The organism is Streptomyces sp. NPDC044571 (genome assembly GCF_040647115.1).
In the GTDB taxonomy this organism is placed as follows: domain Bacteria; phylum Actinomycetota; class Actinomycetes; order Streptomycetales; family Streptomycetaceae; genus Streptomyces.
In genome coordinates this window covers 14,628-32,104 of the sequence record NZ_JBEZBN010000063.1, presented here as the reverse complement: position 1 = coordinate 32,104, position 17,477 = coordinate 14,628, and the positions used below count along the sequence as shown (strand labels likewise).

Here is a 17,477-nt window from a genome sequence, read left to right as displayed (position 1 = left end):
GCCGGGCAGTCAAGGGTGGCCGAAGGCCATCGCGAAGCGACGCGACGAAGGAGCGCCCTTGACGGCCCGGACCGACACGGAAGGACAGTGGACTGCCGGGAAGCCCCCGGACTTTCTCTGATGCCGGGTGCGGGCATCCCGACCCCGAAGCCCCCGCCCCGCTTGCCACCCCCGCCCGCCGGCATCCCGCCCCCCGAAGCCCCCGCCCGAAGCCCCCCCCGAAGCCCCCGCCCCCTCACCGACCCGCCATATCCGCCATGGGGGTGATCGTGGTTTCTGCCGGGCCCCGGGCGTCCGCCTCGCGTTGGCGTTCAGCGCTGTCGCTGATGCGGAGCAGCAGGGCGACCATCACCCAGTTGGCCAGGAGGGAGGAGCCGCCCTTCGCCAGGAAGGGCAGCGCCTTGCCCGTCAGGGGGATCAGTCCGGTCACGCCGCCCGCCACCACGAAGACCTGGAGGGCCAGCGCCGCCGCCAGGCCCACCGCCAGCAGCTTGCCGAAGGGGTCGCGGGCGCCGAGGGCCATGCGCAGCCCCCGCTGCACGAGGAGCGCGTACAGGAGCAGGACCGCCATGACCCCCGCCAGGCCGAGTTCCTCGCCGACCGTCGTCAGGATGAAGTCGCTGCGGCCCGCGAACTTGATCAGCTCCGGGTGCCCCAGCCCCAGCCCCGTCCCCGACATCCCTCCGGTGCCGAAGCTGAACAGCGCCTGCGCGGACTGGTCCGAGGTCATCCCCGGCGGCCGGTCCTTCCAGTAGTACGACAGCGGGTTCAGCCAGGCGGCCACGCGCGCCTTCACGTGCGGCTCCGTCGAGCCCACCACGAACGCGCCGCCCGCCGCCATCAGCAGGCCGCACACGATCCAGCTGGTGCGCTCGGTGGCGACGTACAGCATCACCACGAACACGCCGAAGAAGATCAGCGACGTGCCGAGGTCGCGCTCGAAGACCAGTACCAGCAGCGACACGATCCACACCGTGACGATGGGTCCGAGCTGGCGCATCGGGGGCAGCCGCATGCCGAGGAACCTGCGGCCCGTCAGGGCCAGCGAGTCGCGGTGGATCACGAGGTAGCCCGCGAAGAAGACCGCGATCATGATCTTCACGAACTCGCCGGGCTGGAGCGAGAAGCCCCCGACGACGATCCAGCGCTTCGCGCCGTACGTGTCCGCGGGCGAGAAGGCCGGTGCGATCAGCAGCACCAGCGCGGCGGCCATCGTGATGTAGATGAAGCGCTGCAGCAGCCGGTGGTCGCGCAGCAGGGCGACCACCGCGATGCAGGCGGCGACGCCGATGACCGTCCACACCAGCTGTCCCGGCGCGTTGGGGTCCGCGCCGTACTTCTCGATGTACGACTGGTCCAGCCGGTGCAGCAGCACCAGCCCCAGCCCCGTGAGCAGCATCGCGAGCGGGAGGACCAGCGGGTCCGCGTAGGCCGCGAACCGGCGCACGCCCAGGTGTCCGACCAGGGCGAGGAGGCTCATGCTGAGGGTGAAGCCGGTGAGGTTGGCGGGGAGCGCCCCGTTCATCGCCAGGCCCGCGCTCGCATGACCGGCGACGGCGATGGCGACGACGAGGACCAGCAGCAGCGCCTCGGTGCGACGGCGCGCGCCGGCGGTCGTCAGCGGCCTCAGTCCGCGCACGGGACGCCGCCGTCGTCGACGGACGCCGCGGTTGCGGAGGCCATCGGTCCGATCTGCTCGGCAATGCGGCGCTTTATCTTCATATCGACTATGACGTCGAAGACCCCGCCCTGGTTGCTTCCGCGCCCCGCCCGCGGCCCGCGCCCGGCCCGCGAGGACCCCGCCCGCACCCCGCGCCCACCCCGCCCGCGCCCCCTGAAAGCCGCCACGCGGTGGACCGTATTGGCACTCCGCTTGACCGAGTGCTAATCGCCGGAATAGTCTCGCACCTGGCACTCGCCCCCGGTGAGTGCCAACACAGCGACGGGCAGGTCCGGCACCCGCGACGACGGATCCACCTGGTCGCCACCTCAGACAGTTAACCCCGTGAGATCTCCGAAGGGGGAGGTCGGATCGTGACGACCGCCAGCTCCAAGGTTGCCATCAAGCCGCTTGAGGACCGCATCGTGGTCCAGCCGCTCGACGCCGAGCAGACCACGGCCTCCGGCCTGGTCATCCCGGACACCGCGAAGGAGAAGCCCCAGGAGGGCGTCGTCCTTGCCGTGGGCCCGGGCCGCTTCGAGGACGGCCAGCGTCTCCCGCTGGACGTCAACGTCGGCGACATCGTGCTGTACAGCAAGTACGGCGGCACCGAAGTGAAGTACAGCGGCGAGGAGTACCTCGTCCTCTCGGCTCGCGACGTTCTCGCGATCGTCGAGAAGTAATCACTGAAGTCACCACTTCTGCACTTCAGCAGAATGCTTTGAGCTGCGCCCCTGGCCACCCCGCTGATCGCCGGGCGGCGAGGGGCGCAGTTCGTTAAACCCGAGTTTTCGAGAGGGCTGAACCGCTCCCATGGCGAAGATCCTGAAGTTCGACGAGGACGCCCGTCGCGCCCTCGAGCGCGGCGTCAACAAGCTTGCCGACACGGTCAAGGTGACGATCGGCCCCAAGGGCCGCAACGTCGTCATCGACAAGAAGTTCGGCGCCCCCACCATCACCAACGACGGTGTCACCATCGCCCGCGAGGTCGAGCTGGACGACCCGTACGAGAACCTGGGCGCCCAGCTGGTGAAGGAGGTGGCGACCAAGACCAACGACATCGCGGGTGACGGCACCACCACCGCCACCGTGCTGGCCCAGGCGCTGGTCCGCGAGGGGCTGCGCAACGTCGCCGCCGGTGCTTCCCCGGCCGCCCTGAAGAAGGGCATCGACGCCGCGGTCAAGGCCGTCTCCGAGGAGCTCCTCGCGACCGCCCGCCCGATCGAGGACAAGTCCGACATCGCCGCCGTGGCCGCGCTCTCCGCGCAGGACCAGCAGGTCGGCGAGCTCATCGCCGAGGCGATGGACAAGGTCGGCAAGGACGGTGTCATCACCGTCGAGGAGTCCAACACCTTCGGCCTGGAGCTGGAGTTCACCGAGGGCATGGCCTTCGACAAGGGCTACCTCTCGCCGTACATGGTCACCGACCAGGAGCGTATGGAGGCCGTCCTCGACGACCCGTACATCCTGATCAACCAGGGCAAGATCTCGTCCATCCAGGACCTGCTGCCGCTGCTGGAGAAGGTCATCCAGGCGGGTGGCTCCAAGCCGCTGCTGATCATCGCCGAGGACGTCGAGGGCGAGGCCCTCTCCACCCTCGTCGTCAACAAGATCCGCGGCACCTTCAACGCGGTCGCCGTCAAGGCGCCCGGCTTCGGTGACCGCCGCAAGGCGATGCTCCAGGACATGGCCACCCTCACCGGTGCCACCGTCATCGCCGAGGAGGTCGGCCTCAAGCTCGACCAGGCCGGTCTCGACGTGCTGGGCTCTGCGCGCCGCGTGACCATCTCCAAGGACGACACCACGATCGTCGACGGTGCCGGCAGCTCCGAGGAGGTCCTCGGCCGCGTCAACCAGATCAAGGCCGAGATCGAGTCGACGGACTCGGACTGGGACCGCGAGAAGCTGCAGGAGCGCCTGGCGAAGCTCGCCGGCGGCGTCTGCGTCATCAAGGTCGGCGCCGCCACCGAGGTGGAGCTCAAGGAGAAGAAGCACCGCCTTGAGGACGCCATCTCGGCGACCCGCGCCGCGGTCGAGGAGGGCATCGTCTCCGGCGGTGGCTCCGCGCTCGTCCACGCCGTGAAGGTGCTGGAGGGCAACCTGGGCCTGTCCGGCGACGAGGGCACGGGTGTCGCGGTCGTCCGCCGCGCCGCGGTCGAGCCGCTGCGCTGGATCGCCGAGAACGCCGGCCTTGAGGGCTACGTCATCACCTCGAAGGTCGCCGAGCTCGAAAAGGGCCAGGGCTTCAACGCCGCCACCGGCGAGTACGGCGACCTGGTCAAGGCCGGCGTCATCGACCCGGTCAAGGTCACCCGCTCCGCGCTGGAGAACGCCGCTTCCATCGCCTCCCTGCTGCTCACGACCGAGACCCTGGTCGTCGAGAAGCCGGCCGAGGATGAGGCCGACGCCGGTCACGGCCACGGTCACGGCCACAGCCACTGACGCAGGCTGAGCCGAGCTGAACCGGTAAGGGCCCCGGTCACCGCTTCCGAGTGGTGACCGGGGCCCTTCGCCGTGTGCGCCGTGTGCGGCGTACGCCGCACAGGCCGTGCCGGTGCCGGGTCAGGTGTCCATCATGCCGAGCTGCCGCATCAGGCCCATGGCGTCGTAGTGCCACCACCCTTCCTTGATCATTCCGTCCGCGCAGCGGAAGACCGTCGTGCCGGTCATCGTGCAGGTCTTGCCGGTCGGGGCGACCCCCATGAACTCGCCCTTGTGCTTTCCGGTCCAGGTCCACAACGTGGTGATGTAGTCGTCCTGGGCCATCTGGGCATCGATCGTGAACGTGAAGTCGAAGGCGCCGCGCCACATCTGGACGTCTTCGCGCATTCCCTCCGGACCGATCTTGTCCTGGGGGTTTCCGATGTCGTGGTCGCGGTAGTCCGAGGCGAAGATCTCGTCCGCCGCGGACATGTCGCCCTTCATCGCGAGGTCGTTGAACATTCGGTTCGCGAGCATCGTGTTGAGGTGCTCGTCGCGTACGACGTCCAGGTTGGTGAACCTGGGCATCCCGTCACAGAGGGCCACCATCTCCTGGAACATCTGGTCCGTCTCCGGGAGGTGAGAGTTTTTCATGGCCTCTTCGTACGACGGGAATTCGACGACGTCGACGTAGTGGGTGTCGGACTCGCGGTCCTTCGCGATGACGCTGTGGGTCACCGTGCGCTTGCCGTTCGTCTTCGCCAGGTACCGGTCCAGGACCTGATTCAGGTCCTCGGGCCTGCTCGTCTCATAATCGACAATTTGTACGAATGTCATGGCGTCTCCCGGGCTGGATGAGGTATGTCCAGTTTAAGAAGAATTAGCCCATAAGGGGCTACTGGGGGCCGTACTTGCGGCCCGTACGCGAGCTCACCCCGCCCAGCAGCCCGCGCGGCGCCAGCTTCACCACGCCCATCAGCGCCTTGTACCGCGGATCCGGGATCGAGACCGTCTTGCCGCGCGCCAGGTCGGCCAGCGCCGAGGCCACCAACTTGTCGGCGTCCAGCCACATCCAGCCCGGGATGTTGTCCGTGCCCATGCCGGCGCGCTGGTGGAACTCGGTCCGTACGAAGCCGGGGCACAGCGCCATCAGCCGCACCCCGGACCCCGCCAGGTCCTTCGCCGCGCCCTGCGTGAACTGGACGACCCAGGCCTTGCTCGCCCCGTAGGTGCCGCGCGGTACGAAGGCCGCCACCGAGGCCACGTTGACCACTCCGCCCCGGCCGCGTGAGCGCATCGACGAGGTGGCCGCCGAGGTGAGCCGCAGGACGGCCTCGACGTGCACCTTCAGCATGGCCAGCTCGTCGGCCATGGAGACTTCGAGGTAGCGGCCCTTGTTGCCGAAGCCGGCGTTGTTGACCAGCAGGTCCACCGGGTGCGTGCGGTCGTCGAGGCGCTCTTCCACCGCCGCGATGCCCGCGTCGGTGGCGAGGTCGGCGGTCAGCACCTCGGCCTCGATGCCGTGCCGGTCGTGCAGCTCGGTGGCCTGTTCGGCGAGCCGCTCGGTGTCGCGGGCCACCAGTACGAGGTTGTGTCCCTGGGCGGCGAGCCGCCGGGCGAAGGCGGCGCCGATGCCCGCCGTGGATCCCGTAATCAACGCAGTCGTCATAGGCGCAACCTAGCCGCCCCTGGTGACGGGTTCATCAGCCTGCGCGCGTGATGACTGCGCCTGCATGTACGTGCGCACCGTCTCGTGGGCCTGCGGCTCCATCGCCGCGCCCGCCGCCAGCGTCCGCGGGAGCAGGGCGCGCTCCGTCGTGAAGGCGCGGAACCAGAGCCCCACCGTCACGTCGTGGTCCGGGCGGTGCACGATCTCGACCGTGTCGCCGGCGCCGACCCGGCCCTCCTGGATCACCCGCAGGTACGCGCCCGGCCGTGCGGCCTGCGTGAACCGCTTGACCCAGGCCTTCTCGCCGAGGGCGCCCTGGAAGGTGCGGCAGGGGATGCGGGCCGAGGCCACCTCCAGGACCAGGTCCGCGCCGATCCGCCAGCGCTCACCGAGCAGCGCGCCGGTCAGGTCGATGCCGGAGGTGGTGAGGTTCTCGCCGAAGGTTCCGCCGGGCAGTTCGCGGTCCAGCTCGCGCTCCCACCAGTCCAGGTCCTCGCGTGCGTACGCGTAGACGGCCTGGTGTTCGCCGCCGTGGTGGCGCAGGTCGCAGACGTCGTCACCTTCGACACCGCTGGCGCCCACCCCTCGGGGGCCCGGCGCGAAGACCCGGACGCTGCCGGGGACCGGGCGCTTGCCGATCCCGGTCAGGCCGCCCTTGGCGTCGGTGTGCTCGACGGCGGTGGCGCGGCCGGTGTTCACGGAGAGAACGCGCCTGCGGGGCGGGGTCGCGGCGGTGTCCGGTGCGGCGGTGTCGGGTCCGGCGGCGGGTCCGGGGATCGGAAGCATGGCCGATACCGTAGCCGAGGTCTCCCAAAGGCGGAACCAGGATATTGGCGGTGTGGTCAAAGCAGGGCTTATGCTCGAAGGATGATCGAGGCACGCCATCTCCGGGTCCTGCGCGCCGTGGCCGGTACGGGCTCCTTCTCCGCCGCCGCCCGCGAGCTCGGCTGCACCCAGCCCGCCGTCTCCCAGCAGATGAAGGCGCTGGAGCAGTCCGCCGGCACCCCCCTGCTGGTCCGCACCGGGCGCGAGATGCGGCTGACCCAGGCCGGCGACGCGCTGGTCCGGCACGCCGCCGGGATCCTCGCCGGGCTGACCGCCGCCGAGGAGGAGGTCGCGGCCATCGCGGGGCTGCGCGCCGGGCGGGTCCGCCTCGTGTCCTTCCCGAGCGGCAGCTCGACGCTGGTGCCGACCGCCCTCGCGGCGATGCGGGCCGAGCACCCGGGCACCCGTATCTCGCTGGTCGAGGCGGAGCCGCCGCGTTCGGTGGAGATGCTGCGCGACGGCGACTGCGATGTGGCGCTGGCCTTCCGGTACGCGGGCGCCTCGGCGCCGGTCGCCGAGTGGGAGGACCTGGTGGTGCGGCCGCTGCTGACGGACCGGCTCGTCGGGCTGGTGCCCGAGGGGCACCGGCTGGCCGGTGCGGAGCGGCTCGGCATGGCGGAGCTGGCCGACGAGCCGTGGATCGCGGGCTGCCCGCGCTGCCGTCGGCATCTGGTGGAGGTCTGCGAGGACGCGGGCTTCACCCCGCGGATCGACTTCGCCACCGACGACTATCCGGCGGTGGTCGGCCTGGTGGGGGCGGGGCTGGGGGTCGCCGTGCTGCCGGAGCTCGCGGTGGAGTCCGTACGGGCCAAGGGGGTCGCCACGGTGGCCGTGGAGCCGGCCGTCGAGCGCGAGGTCGTGGCGCTGACGCTGCCCGATCTGGCCCGGGTTCCGGCCGTGGCCGCGACCCTGACCGAGCTGGAGCGTGCCGCCACGCGCTGACCGAACCGCCCGTACGGCGGTACTGCGGTTCGGCCGAACGGGTGGCGTGCAGAACCGCTCCCGCGGAGGGAAACGTTCCTTCGTACTCTCCGGTCAGTTACCGGTCAATGAGGTGTGGACGGTCCGATCGTGGTCGATGCGGGGATCAGTCGATGGCGGGCGCGGCCCATCAGTTCCTCGCGCTCGTCCTCAGTGAGGCCGCCCCACACCCCGTAGGGCTCGCGGACGGCGAGTGCGTGCGCGGCGCATTCCGAACGCACCGGGCATCGCATGCAGACCTCTTTGGCCGAGGCTTCGCGCGCACTCCTGGCCGCGCCCCGCTCGCCTTCCGGGTGGAAGAAGAGGGAGCTGTCGACCCCGCGGCAGGCAGCGAGCAGCTGCCAGTCCCAGAGATCGGCGTTCGGTCCGGGGAGGCGGGAGAAATCTGCCATGGGTAGTCCTCTTGGTCGCCGGTACTGAGACGGTTACGGTCCAAGTCTCCACACCTACTGTCGTAGTAGATGTAAATATGACTCATTGGGAATCTAGCCTCAGTCACGGGCCAAACGGAAGGAAAGCCGCCAAATAGGGCATAGCTCCAGATGGAGGACGCGTGTCGAGTGGTTCCGGCACCGTGATCGCTTCCTCACGTAGAGTGCCGAAGGTGTCCGTCCGACCCGTAACTCTTTCGAGTGACCATCGTTGAGAGTGCGAAGGCGGTTGAACCAAGAAGTTCCCGGACAGGTGTCCGAGAGCATCGACCGCACAGGTGACGATACGTACCAGCCTGGAGGCTCAAGGTGACGCGCATCAGCAGCTGCGGAGGGCGGTCATGACATCCGTCCTCGTCTGCGACGACTCCCCGCTTGCCCGAGAGGCGCTCCGTCGCGCGGTTGCCACCGTGCCCGGCGTCGAGCGTGTGACGACGGCTGCCAACGGCGAGGAAGTCCTCCGCCGCTGGGGTGCCGACCGCTCCGACCTGATTCTGATGGATGTACGGATGCCCGGGCTGGGCGGTGTGGAGACGGTGCGCCGACTTCTCTCGGCCGACCCCGGCGCCCGCATCATCATGCTGACGGTCGCCGAGGACCTGGACGGCGTGGCCCTCGCGGTCGCCGCCGGCGCCCGGGGCTATCTGCACAAGGACGCCTCGCGCGCCGAACTGCGGGCCACGGTCACCCAGGCGCTCGCCGACCCCACCTGGCGCCTGGCCCCGCGCCGGCTCCGCTCGGCCGAGATGGGCGCCGCGCCCACGCTCACCGCGCGGGAGATCCAGGTGCTGGAGGGCATGAGCCACGGCCGGTCCAACGCGGAGATCGGGCGCGAGCTCTTCCTCTCCGAGGACACGGTCAAGACGCACGCCCGCCGGCTCTTCAAGAAGCTCGGCGCCTCGGACCGGGCGCACGCCGTGGCCCTCGGGTTCCGCTGGGGCCTGGTCCGCTGAGCGTGCGCTCGCCCGCCGGCCGCTGACCAGCTGACGGAGAGCGGTCCCGTCCGCCACCGGCGGGCGGGGCGGCACGTCCCGACGCGCCGGGCGCCGCCCCGGGAGGACCTCGACCCGCCGGGGGATTGGCGGCGCTCGATCCGGGGGACGTGTCGCTTCGAGCGCGATGCCGCATCCTTGAGGTGTGGCGCATTTTCTGGGATGGGGCCTCAGGGAGTATTCGGGCGAGCGGGAGGGGAGGGCGCAGTGATGAGTTCAGGCGCACCCGCTCATAACGCTTCGATGCACAACACGGACCGTGGTGCCGCGAATGCTCCGGCGCCAAGGCACCATGGATTGATGCGCGACGACGAGGCCCCGGGGTCACCCGCGGCCACAGGACCCACCGGCGCCGCCAAGGGCGGCAGCGCCGGGGCCGTCAGCGCGCTCGTACGCAGGGCGGTCGAGGGCGACGAGCAGGCGACGCACGATCTGCTCGCCTTCGTGCACCCCCTCGCCATCCGCTACTGCCGCACCCGGCTCTCGCGCCTGCCGGGTGATGCCCGCCACTTCGTCGAGGACCTGGCGCAGGAGGTCTGCGTCGCCGTCCTGATGGCGCTGCCGCGCTACCGCGACACCGGGCGCCCCTTCGAGGCCTTCGTCTTCGCCATCGCCGCGCACAAAGTGGCGGACCTCCAGCGGGCCGCCATGCGCCATCCCGGCAGCACGGCCGTGCCCTCGGACGAGATGCCGGAGCGGCCGGACGACTCGCTGGGCCCGGAGGAGCGGGCGCTGCTCAGCAGTGACGCCGCCTGGGCCAAGAAGCTGCTCGCCAACCTTCCGGAGAACCAGCGCGAGCTCCTCGTCCTGCGGGTCGCCGTCGGCCTGACGGCGGAGGAGACGGGCCAGATGCTCGGCATGTCCCCGGGAGCGGTCCGGGTGGCACAGCACCGGGCGCTCAGCCGGCTGCGCGCGCTCGCCGAGCAGTAGCAGAGTCGTAGGAACAGACGAAACTTCTGCTTGACCTTGGTCGTGGAATGAGACGCCTCGGGATCCCGTTAGCATGGACATCCGCGCTGAGCAAGACCATTGGGAAGGTGTCATGACTGTGAACGCCGACGGAGTGCCCGACAAATTCGCCACCCTCGGGCTCACTTATGACGATGTCCTGCTGCTGCCGGGCGCGTCCGACATGGCACCGGACGAGATCGACACCTCCTCCCTCATCTCGCGCAACGTCCGGGTGAACGTTCCGCTGCTGTCCGCCGCTATGGACAAGGTCACCGAGGCCCGGATGGCCATCGCGATGGCCCGCCAGGGCGGCGTCGGCGTCCTGCACCGCAACCTCTCCATCGCCGACCAGGCCAACCAGGTCGACCTGGTCAAGCGCTCCGAGTCCGGCATGGTCACCGACCCGATCACGGTGCACCCGGACGCGACGCTGCGCGAGGCCAACGAGCTCTGCGGGAAGTTCCGCATCTCCGGCGTCCCGGTCACCGACCCGGCGGGCAAGCTCCTCGGCATCGTCACCAACCGCGACATGGCCTTCGAGCCGGACCGCAGCCGCCAGGTGCGCGAGGTCATGACCCCGATGCCGCTGGTCACCGGCAAGGTCGGCATCTCCGGCGTCGACGCCATGGAGCTGCTGCGCCGGCACAAGATCGAGAAGCTGCCGCTGGTCGACGAGGCGGGCGTCCTCAAGGGCCTCATCACGGTCAAGGACTTCGTCAAGGCCGAGCAGTACCCGAACGCCGCCAAGGACAAGGAAGGCCGACTGCTCGTCGGCGCCGCCGTCGGTGTCGCCGGCGACGCGTACGACCGCGCCCAGGCCCTGATCGAGGCGGGCGCCGACTTCATCGTCGTCGACACCGCCCACGGCCACTCCCGCCTGGTCGGCGACATGGTCGCCAAGATCAAGTCGAACTCCTCCGTCGACGTCATCGGCGGCAACGTCGCCACCCGCGACGGCGCCCAGGCGCTCGTCGACGCGGGCTGCGACGGCATCAAGGTCGGCGTCGGCCCGGGCTCCATCTGCACCACCCGCGTCGTCGCCGGCATCGGCGTCCCGCAGGTCACCGCCATCTACGAGGCGGCACTCGCCGCCAAGGCCGCGGGCGTCCCGGTCATCGGCGACGGCGGCCTGCAGTACTCCGGCGACATCGCCAAGGCCCTCGTCGCGGGCGCCGACACGGTGATGCTCGGCTCGCTGCTCGCCGGCTGCGAGGAGTCCCCCGGAGAGCTGCTCTTCATCAACGGCAAGCAGTTCAAGTCGTACCGCGGCATGGGCTCGCTCGGCGCGATGCAGACCCGCGGCGACCGCAAGTCCTTCTCCAAGGACCGCTACTTCCAGGAGGGCGTGGGCGGCGACGACAAGCTCATCCCCGAGGGCATCGAGGGCCAGGTCCCCTACCGCGGCCCGCTCTCCGCGGTCGTGCACCAGCTCGTCGGCGGCCTGCGCCAGTCGATGTTCTACGTCGGCGGCCGCACGGTGCCCGAGCTCCAGGAGCGCGGCCGCTTCGTCCGCATCACCTCGGCGGGCCTCAAGGAGAGCCACCCGCACGACATCCAGATGACGGTCGAGGCGCCGAACTACAGCCGCAAGGGCTGACCGGGCCGGAACAGTGATCGCACCGAGGGGCGGGTCCGCACGGACCCGCCCTTCCGCGTGCGTCCGTACAGCGGTCAGCGGAACGCAGGTCCCCGGCGTTCGGGGATACTGGACGGGCAGACCCAGAGGAAAGGCCACCACACGTGACTGAGATCGAGATCGGGCGCGGCAAGCGCGGCCGCAGGGCGTACGCGTTCGACGACATCGCCATCGTCCCGAGCCGGCGTACGCGGGACCCGAAGGAGGTCTCCATCGCCTGGCAGATCGACGCGTACCGCTTCGAGCTCCCGTTCCTGGCCGCCCCCATGGACTCGGTCGTCTCCCCGCAGACCGCCATCCGCATCGGCGAGCTCGGCGGCCTCGGCGTGCTGAACCTCGAAGGCCTGTGGACCCGGTACGAGGACCCGCAGCCGCTGCTCGACGAGATCGCGGAGCTGGACGAGGACGCCGCGACGCGCCGCCTCCAGGAGATCTACTCCGCCCCGATCCAGGCCGACCTGATCCGGCAGCGGATCAAGGAGGTGCGCGACTCGGGCGTCGTCACCGCCGCCGCGCTGTCCCCGCAGCGCACCGCCGAGTTCTCCAAGGCGGTCGTGGACGCGGGCGTGGACATCTTCGTGATCCGCGGCACGACGGTCTCCGCGGAGCACGTCTCCGGCGCCGCCGAGCCGCTGAACCTCAAGCAGTTCATCTACGAGCTCGACGTCCCGGTCATCGTCGGCGGCTGCGCCACCTACACCGCGGCCCTGCACCTGATGCGCACCGGCGCCGCGGGCGTCCTGGTCGGCTTCGGCGGCGGCGCCGCGCACACCACGCGCAACGTGCTCGGCATCCAGGTCCCGATGGCCACCGCCGTCGCGGACGTCGCCGCGGCCCGCCGCGACTACATGGACGAGTCCGGCGGCCGGTACGTGCACGTCATCGCGGACGGCGGCGTGGGCTGGTCGGGCGACCTCCCCAAGGCCATCGCCTGCGGTGCGGACGCCGTCATGATGGGCTCCCCCCTGGCCCGTGCCACGGACGCCCCCGGCAAGGGCAACCACTGGGGCATGGAGGCCGTCCACGAGGACGTGCCGCGCGGCAAGAAGGTGGACCTGGGCACCGTCGGCACCACCGAGGAGATCCTCACCGGTCCGTCGCACACCCCGGACGGCTCGATGAACCTCTTCGGCGCCCTGCGCCGCTCCATGGCCACCACCGGCTACAGCGAGCTCAAGGAGTTCCAGCGGGTCGAGGTCACGGTCGCGGACTCCCAGCACAGCCGCTGATCGACGCGCGGACGAAGGGCCGGCACCCCGCTGGGGGCGCCGGCCCTTCGGCGTCCGTCCGCCGTACGCGGCGGCGGGTCAGTTCCTGCCCTTCCTCCGGCGTTCCATGCAGATGCCCCACGGGACCAGGAAGACGGCCGCGGCGAGCAGCCACTTGAGCACGTACTGCGCGTCGTACCGGGACATGTGTGAGTGCGCGTCGCCCAAAGCCTTGTAGAGCACGAGCGTCCACGCGCCGAGGAGCAGCCCGGGGACACCGAGCACCCAGAGGAGGACGGTGAACCAGACGGCGCCCCGGCCCGGGCCGTCCGCCCGAACGGACCCGGACGGCTGCGGGATGCACGACGGGTCGCGGGGCGGCATGCGGACCACGGAGCCGGCCGGAACACCCGCGTCCAAGGGGGCGAGCGCATCGGCGGTCAGGCGGTACAGGGTCGGCTCGACGGTCACGGTGAACCCGTCGTTCCCCACCAGGTGGCGGGCGCCGTCCGGATATACCTGCATCAGGGAGCACTCGGCATAGCGGACGGTGGCCCTGCCCCGCGGCGAGACGAGGCTGACGCCGTCCTGCGCCACGAGCAGGGCGACGTTCCCGTCCTCGAAGGCCGAGAAGCGGCGCCCGTCCACGACATCGGGGGACTGCGCGGGGGCGGCCACAAGCCCCGCCCAGTCCACCCCCCGGCCGGGCACCTGCATCAGGGCGTCGGCCCACACGGCGCGGGCGACCCGCTGGAGGTCGGCGACGGTGACCGCCTCGATCTCCGCCTTCGCCTCGGCCACGGTGAGGTTGCGGTGGCGCAGCAGCAGGTTCACCGCGTGTCCGGGGAGCATGCGGGCGGCGAGCTCCGGCAGGTCGAACCGGGCCAGCGTGGAAGCCCGTACGGCGTCCAGGTCGGTCTGCTCGATCCGGCCGGCCCGAAGCTTCGCGAAGACGTCGATGAAGGCTCCGACCAGGGCGTCCTGCTTCTCCGGGAGCGCGTCGGCATAGGCGGTGATCGTCGCGGTGTCGGCGTCGCGTGGGGAGTAGTCGGCGGTCGCGGTGTAGGAGTAGCCGCCCTTCTGGCGCAGCTCGCGGAACAGCTCCTTGCCCAGAACGTCGGCGAACAGACCCGCTTCGGTCGAGCGCGGGAGGACCGCCGTCAGGACGACGCCGCCTTCCTCGCCGTGGAAGTAGGCGGGGGTGGCGGGCAGCGCGGAGGTGGCCTCCGGGGCCGGCTGCCACGCGCCGGCCGGAAGCCTGAGGTCGAGGCCTTCGGGGACGGTCTCGCCGGTGATCCACAGGACGGCGTTCTCCGTCGTGAACCGGGTCTGCGCCCAGGCGCGGACCTGGTCCGCGGTCAGGTGGTGCAGGCCCGCCTCGGCGTAGCTGGTGAGGCCGTACGAGCGGGAGCCGTAGCGCCAGAGGGTGGCGGCGTGGGCCGGGCCGCGGCTCTTGCCGGCGGCCTCGGTGCGCAGGATCTCCTTCTCGGTCTCCAGGCGGTCCATCGGGAGGTCGCGCAGCGCCGCGCAGACGCCGTTGAGGTACTCGACCACGTCGGCGGCGGTGCCGGTGACGTGGAAGTGGGTGTGGGTGGCGGCGGTGGCACCGTTGTAGTGCAGGTCGCCGAGGCCGTGCCGGTGCAGCGCGAGGTGCTCGACCAGGTGGGTGATGCCGCTGGCGGCGAGGGTCTCGTCGGCTCGGCCGACCCGGAAGAGGAGCCCGGCGGTCAGGGGCCCCGAGCCGGGGGCGAGGACGGTGCGGATGCCGTCCACGGTGGTGGTGGTGATGCCGTCGGCACCGGCACCGGCTTCCGTGCGGGCTTCGGTGCGGGCGCCGGTGCCGGTGCCGGTGTCGGTGCCGAGCGGGGTGGTGTCCGTGTCCATGGTGTCCCTCAGCCCTTCGCCAGGGCGGTCTTGCGGTGGCGGGCGAACTCGGCCTCGTGGTCGGCGGTGCCGATGTAGCCCCACGGGAACTCGCTCGCGCGGTCGCCGAGGGCGCGGAAGTGCGGGGCTGCCTCGGCGTGCCGGCCGGCCGCGCAGTGCGCGGCCGCGAAGGCGCTGTGGGCGTTGACGGACTGGTACGCCTCGGCGCGGGCCGCGGGGTGCAGCACCGAGTGGGCGGCGGCGTCCACGAGGGCCTGGCGGGCCGGGGCGGCGCGCAGATACGTTTCTGCGACCCGGTCGCCTTCCTTTTCCCGCAGCTCCAGGTACTGCTCCATCTGGGCGACGGCGATCAGGGCACCGTTCGGGCTCCCCGGCGGCGACGCCTTCGCGCACTCCGCGGCGAAGCCGTGGGCGGCTTCCCACGTGCCGCCCCACTTCGGGCAGAGCTGCTGGAGCAGCTGCTGCCGGCCCGAGTAGTGGTGCGGGTGGTGCTCTGCGAGCCGCTCGTAGCGGCGCCGGGTTTCTTCCAGGCCGAGCTGGAGGCCGCGGGAGGTGATGACGCGCAGGTACCAGGCGAGCGCGTACCGGGGGTGCTCGGCGCAGACGTCGATGAGCAGTATTTCCGCACGCCGCAGGTGCGCGTGGAAGTCCTCGAACTGCTGCTGCGACACGTACTGGGCGCGGTGCCCCGTACGCCTGGCCCAGCCGGCCTGGATCAGCCGGTCGGCGAGCAGGGACCGGGCCAGCGGGTCGTGCGGGTCGCGGTCGACGGCCTGCCGCAGGAACCCCTGGTAGTCGGGGATGTCGGCGACGACCCGGCAGGCGAGGGCGCGGTCGTCCTCGTCGGGGTGCGCCGCGAAGGCGGCGGACACGGCGTCCCAGTCGCGGCGCCGGACGGCCTCGCGCAGGGCGCCGAGGGCGGGGATGCGGTCGGCGGGTTCGAAGACGGGCCGGCCGGGCGGAAGATGAACAGACACGCGCGGATCATAGGGCCGCAGGTGCGGCCGCCAACAGCAGTTTCTTCCGATCGTGCCTGCTCAGGCCCCCTGGGTCAGGCGGCGATCTTCTTGGCCGTGCCGAGCCGACGAGGGCGCCGACGCCGACCGCGGCGTAGCCGATCTGGTACTTGCCGGCGCCGATGATCCCGCCGTAGACACCGGCCGCGACCAGGGCCGCGGCCACGGCGGCGGCGATGCCGAGCGCGACGTTGCCGGGGCGGTCGGGCGCCTGTGCGGGGGCCGGGGTGAAGCGCTCGGGCGCGGGCGGCGTGAACTGCCGGCTCATGCGGAGATCCCCCCTGGGATGCGGATGCACGGCTGTCCAGGGGACATAAGTGCGAGATAAGTCGCCGAGGCCGGCAGTCGCACCGACATCCGCAGGGGGATTTACCGGTTCAGAGGCGGTGGGCCGCTCCCGCCGGGCTGGCGCCGCGGGTGTCCAGGAGCAGCTGGGCCTTCACCGCCAGGCCCTGGAGGTCGTAGGTGCGGTGGTGCTGGAGCAGGATCGTCAGGTCGGCGTTGGCCGCGGCCTCGTACAGCGATTCGGCACGGGGCACGGGCTGGTCCCGGACGCGCCAGCCCGGGATGTACGGGTCGTGGTAGCTGATCAGAGCTCCCAGGTCGAGGAGGCGGCTGGCGATCTCGCCGGCGGGGGAGCCCTCCTGGTCCGCGAGATCGGGCTTGTACGTCACCCCGAGCAGCAGGACGCGCGCCCCGCGCGCCGATTTTCCGTGCTCGTTCAGCAGGGTGGCCGAGCGCTGGATGACGTATTGGGGCATCCGGCTGTTGATCTCCTGCGCCAGGCCCACCATGCGCAGGGGGTGTCCCGGGGTGCGGGTGGTGTGGGGGAGGTAGTTGGGGTCCAGGGGGACACTGTGGCCGCCGACGCCGGGGCCGGGGCGGAAGGCCTGGAACCCGTACGGCTTGGTCTCGGCGCACCGGATGACGTCCCACAGGTCGACGCCGAGGTCGTGGCACAGGACCGCCATCTCGTTCATGAGGGCGATGTTCACGTGCCGGTAATTGGTCTCCAGCAGCTGTACGGTCTCGGCCTCGCGCAGCCCGCGGGCGCGGACCACCTTCTCGGTGAGGCGGGCGTAGAAGGCGTGTGCCGACTCGGTGCAGGCGGGGGTGAGGCCGCCGATCACCTTGGGGGTGTTGGCGATGCCGTACGTACGGTTGCCCGGGTCGTGGCGGCTCGGGGAGTACGCCAGGTGGAAGTCGCGGCCGGCGCGCAGGCGGGAGCCGGCTTCGAGGATCGGGCGCAGGTAGTCCTCGGTGACCCCCGGATGCGCGGCGGATTCGAGGATGACGGTGGTGTGCGGGCGCAGCCGGGCGGCGAGCGTGCGGCCCGCCTCACCGACGGCCCCGAGGTCGAGCGCACGGTCGGCGCCGAGCTGGGTGGGGGCGCAGATGACGGCCGTGCGGACCCGGCCGAGCTCGGCGGGGTTGGTGGTGATCCGGAAGCCGGCGGCCGACATGCGGCGGACCTCGGCGGCGGTGAGGGTGGAGTCCGTGGCTGGACCGCTGTCGTAGCCGACCGTCTCGATTCCGGCGGCGACGGCCGCCTGGGCCAGTGGGAGGCCGAGGTGGCCGAGTCCGATGACGGCGAGGTCTGCGGGCATGGGTTGCCGTCCCTTCCCTGACATGCATGAGGGGGCTGGGTGCGCAAGTCCTGTGGACCGGAGGAGTGGCCTGACCAAGCTGGCGCGATGTCAGACTAGGCGTATATATGACCGAAGTGTCGTATTACGGGGTGGTGGTCACTCTTGTGTTGTCCACAGGCGGTGGCTGATGTCGGACGGGCGGGTCAGAATCGAG

The 17,477-nt window shown here is 71.0% G+C and carries 15 protein-coding genes and 1 pseudogene; 7 read left to right on the top strand and 9 right to left on the bottom strand.

The window, feature by feature from the left end:
• Positions 1–235: 235 nt before the first annotated feature.
• The gene (locus AB0B01_RS26500; protein ID WP_361723969.1) at positions 236–1,639 is read right to left on the bottom strand and encodes an FtsW/RodA/SpoVE family cell cycle protein; all 1,404 of its coding nucleotides are present in this window, start codon (positions 1,637–1,639) and stop codon (positions 236–238) included.
• A 395-nt stretch (positions 1,640–2,034) separates the two neighbouring features.
• Here AB0B01_RS26500 and groES point away from each other — a divergent pair, with 395 nt between their 5' ends.
• Together groES and groL are read left to right on the top strand one after the other, a co-directional pair.
• The gene (groES, locus tag AB0B01_RS26495; RefSeq protein ID WP_007265952.1) at positions 2,035–2,343 is read left to right on the top strand and encodes a co-chaperone GroES; all 309 of its coding nucleotides are present in this window, start codon (positions 2,035–2,037) and stop codon (positions 2,341–2,343) included.
• 130 nt (positions 2,344–2,473) lie between these two features.
• Complete coding sequence (groL, locus tag AB0B01_RS26490) at positions 2,474–4,102, top strand: chaperonin GroEL (protein ID WP_361723966.1); 1,629 nt, start codon at positions 2,474–2,476, stop codon at positions 4,100–4,102.
• 120 nt (positions 4,103–4,222) lie between these two features.
• On the opposite strand, the gene AB0B01_RS26485 is transcribed toward groL, so the two are convergent.
• The 3 genes from AB0B01_RS26485 to AB0B01_RS26475 are packed head-to-tail and all read right to left on the bottom strand — an operon-like array spanning position 4,223 to position 6,536.
• Positions 4,223–4,918 (bottom strand): ester cyclase, encoded by a 696-nt coding sequence (locus AB0B01_RS26485; protein ID WP_361723963.1) that lies wholly within the window; start codon positions 4,916–4,918, stop codon positions 4,223–4,225.
• A gap of 58 nt (positions 4,919–4,976) precedes the next feature.
• Positions 4,977–5,750 carry an SDR family oxidoreductase gene (locus AB0B01_RS26480; RefSeq protein ID WP_361723960.1) on the bottom strand — a complete coding sequence of 258 codons (774 nt, stop codon included), beginning with the start codon at positions 5,748–5,750 and terminating at the stop codon, positions 4,977–4,979.
• Positions 5,751–5,759: 9 nt separating this feature from the next.
• On the bottom strand, positions 5,760–6,536 hold the full coding sequence (locus AB0B01_RS26475; RefSeq protein WP_361723957.1) for an MOSC domain-containing protein: 777 nt from the start codon (positions 6,534–6,536) through the stop codon (positions 5,760–5,762).
• An 81-nt stretch (positions 6,537–6,617) separates the two neighbouring features.
• Between AB0B01_RS26475 and AB0B01_RS26470 the strand changes: the two genes are divergently transcribed.
• Positions 6,618–7,517 carry a LysR family transcriptional regulator gene (locus tag AB0B01_RS26470; protein WP_361723954.1) on the top strand — a complete coding sequence of 300 codons (900 nt, stop codon included), beginning with the start codon at positions 6,618–6,620 and terminating at the stop codon, positions 7,515–7,517.
• A gap of 104 nt (positions 7,518–7,621) precedes the next feature.
• Here the strand turns inward: AB0B01_RS26470 and AB0B01_RS26465 are convergent, their stop codons facing one another.
• Positions 7,622–7,948 (bottom strand): WhiB family transcriptional regulator, encoded by a 327-nt coding sequence (locus AB0B01_RS26465; RefSeq protein WP_356845024.1) that lies wholly within the window; start codon positions 7,946–7,948, stop codon positions 7,622–7,624.
• Positions 7,949–8,328: 380 nt separating this feature from the next.
• Between AB0B01_RS26465 and AB0B01_RS26460 the strand changes: the two genes are divergently transcribed.
• The 4 genes from AB0B01_RS26460 to AB0B01_RS26445 all read left to right on the top strand — a co-directional run bounded on the left by AB0B01_RS26460 (position 8,329) and on the right by AB0B01_RS26445 (position 12,795).
• Positions 8,329–8,940, top strand: a complete 612-nt coding sequence (locus AB0B01_RS26460; RefSeq protein ID WP_003948568.1) for a response regulator transcription factor — start codon at positions 8,329–8,331, stop codon at positions 8,938–8,940.
• Positions 8,941–9,279: 339 nt separating this feature from the next.
• Positions 9,280–9,909 carry a sigma-70 family RNA polymerase sigma factor gene (locus AB0B01_RS26455; RefSeq protein ID WP_079154306.1) on the top strand — a complete coding sequence of 210 codons (630 nt, stop codon included), beginning with the start codon at positions 9,280–9,282 and terminating at the stop codon, positions 9,907–9,909.
• Positions 9,910–10,021: 112 nt separating this feature from the next.
• Positions 10,022–11,527 (top strand): IMP dehydrogenase, encoded by a 1,506-nt coding sequence (guaB, locus tag AB0B01_RS26450; RefSeq protein WP_361723949.1) that lies wholly within the window; start codon positions 10,022–10,024, stop codon positions 11,525–11,527.
• A 143-nt stretch (positions 11,528–11,670) separates the two neighbouring features.
• Entirely contained in the window at positions 11,671–12,795 is a 1,125-nt protein-coding gene (locus AB0B01_RS26445) for a GuaB3 family IMP dehydrogenase-related protein (RefSeq protein ID WP_361723946.1), read from the top strand.
• A 78-nt stretch (positions 12,796–12,873) separates the two neighbouring features.
• On the opposite strand, the gene AB0B01_RS26440 is transcribed toward AB0B01_RS26445, so the two are convergent.
• From AB0B01_RS26440 to AB0B01_RS26425, 4 genes and pseudogenes are all read right to left on the bottom strand, one after another.
• On the bottom strand, positions 12,874–14,658 hold the full coding sequence (locus AB0B01_RS26440; RefSeq protein ID WP_361723943.1) for an insulinase family protein: 1,785 nt from the start codon (positions 14,656–14,658) through the stop codon (positions 12,874–12,876).
• Between the two features lie 8 nt (positions 14,659–14,666).
• Positions 14,667–15,635, bottom strand: a complete 969-nt coding sequence (locus AB0B01_RS26435) for a hypothetical protein (RefSeq protein ID WP_361723940.1) — start codon at positions 15,633–15,635, stop codon at positions 14,667–14,669.
• Between the two features lie 97 nt (positions 15,636–15,732).
• A pseudogene (locus AB0B01_RS26430) lies at positions 15,733–15,942 on the bottom strand (hypothetical protein); the annotation flags it as partial.
• 109 nt (positions 15,943–16,051) lie between these two features.
• The gene (locus AB0B01_RS26425) at positions 16,052–17,281 is read right to left on the bottom strand and encodes a nucleotide sugar dehydrogenase (RefSeq protein WP_361723937.1); all 1,230 of its coding nucleotides are present in this window, start codon (positions 17,279–17,281) and stop codon (positions 16,052–16,054) included.
• Positions 17,282–17,477 lie beyond the last annotated feature (196 nt).

Coding starts and splice junctions, on each gene's coding strand:
- AB0B01_RS26485 (WP_361723963.1), bottom strand. CDS start 4,918: ATGACATTCGTACAAATTGTCGATTATGAGACGAGCAGGCCCGAGGAC.
- AB0B01_RS26475 (WP_361723957.1), bottom strand. CDS start 6,536: ATGCTTCCGATCCCCGGACCCGCCGCCGGACCCGACACCGCCGCACCG.
- AB0B01_RS26425 (WP_361723937.1), bottom strand. CDS start 17,281: ATGCCCGCAGACCTCGCCGTCATCGGACTCGGCCACCTCGGCCTCCCA.
- AB0B01_RS26455 (WP_079154306.1), top strand. CDS start 9,280: ATGCGCGACGACGAGGCCCCGGGGTCACCCGCGGCCACAGGACCCACC.
- AB0B01_RS26460 (WP_003948568.1), top strand. CDS start 8,329: ATGACATCCGTCCTCGTCTGCGACGACTCCCCGCTTGCCCGAGAGGCG.
- guaB (WP_361723949.1), top strand. CDS start 10,022: ATGACTGTGAACGCCGACGGAGTGCCCGACAAATTCGCCACCCTCGGG.
- groL (WP_361723966.1), top strand. CDS start 2,474: ATGGCGAAGATCCTGAAGTTCGACGAGGACGCCCGTCGCGCCCTCGAG.
- AB0B01_RS26470 (WP_361723954.1), top strand. CDS start 6,618: ATGATCGAGGCACGCCATCTCCGGGTCCTGCGCGCCGTGGCCGGTACG.
- AB0B01_RS26480 (WP_361723960.1), bottom strand. CDS start 5,750: ATGACGACTGCGTTGATTACGGGATCCACGGCGGGCATCGGCGCCGCC.
- AB0B01_RS26440 (WP_361723943.1), bottom strand. CDS start 14,658: ATGGACACGGACACCACCCCGCTCGGCACCGACACCGGCACCGGCACC.
- AB0B01_RS26465 (WP_356845024.1), bottom strand. CDS start 7,948: ATGGCAGATTTCTCCCGCCTCCCCGGACCGAACGCCGATCTCTGGGAC.